Source organism: Vibrio nigripulchritudo ATCC 27043 (assembly GCF_000222685.1).
Classification (GTDB): Bacteria; Pseudomonadota; Gammaproteobacteria; order Enterobacterales; family Vibrionaceae; genus Vibrio; species Vibrio nigripulchritudo.
This window is the reverse complement of the sequence record NZ_AFWJ01000244.1, coordinates 1-484: the sequence shown is the minus strand read 5'-3', so window position 1 is coordinate 484 and position 484 is coordinate 1. Positions and strand designations below refer to the sequence as shown.

Annotated in this window: 4 tRNA genes; all 4 read right to left on the bottom strand. The window is 48.6% G+C overall.

Annotated elements, in window-relative coordinates:
- Window positions 1–5 precede the first annotated feature (5 nt).
- A tRNA-Leu gene (locus RH89_RS16810) sits at window positions 6–90 on the bottom strand.
- Between the two features lie 56 nt (window positions 91–146).
- Window positions 147–221 (bottom strand) — tRNA-Gln (locus RH89_RS16805).
- 14 nt (window positions 222–235) lie between these two features.
- Window positions 236–322, bottom strand: a tRNA-Leu gene (locus RH89_RS16800).
- 64 nt (window positions 323–386) lie between these two features.
- Window positions 387–461, bottom strand: a tRNA-Gln gene (locus RH89_RS16795).
- Window positions 462–484: the final 23 nt, after the last annotated feature.

The window sequence follows — 484 nt, the reverse complement described above, 5'->3', positions numbered from 1 at the left end:
AATAATGGTGCGGAAGGAGAGACTTGAACTCTCACACCTTGCGGCGCCAGAACCTAAATCTGGTGCGTCTACCAATTCCGCCACTTCCGCAACAAAATCTGTAGTTATCAAGATAATTGGTAAAATCTCAACAACGTTGTAATTAGTGGCAGGGCTACCTGGATTCGAACCAGGGAATGGCGGCATCAAAAGCCGCTGCCTTACCGCTTGGCGATAGCCCTACTAAATAAACTGTTGGTGCGGAGGGAGGGACTTGAACCCTCACGTCCTTTCGGACACTAGCACCTGAAGCTAGCGCGTCTACCAATTCCGCCACCACCGCAACGGATTAGTTTATATACTGTTTTGACTTGAAACTCAATGTTTTGAACTTCAATTCTTAATAATGGCTGGGCTACCTGGATTCGAACCAGGGAATGGCGGCATCAAAAGCCGCTGCCTTACCGCTTGGCGATAGCCCAACTGCGAGTGTGATATTCACTCT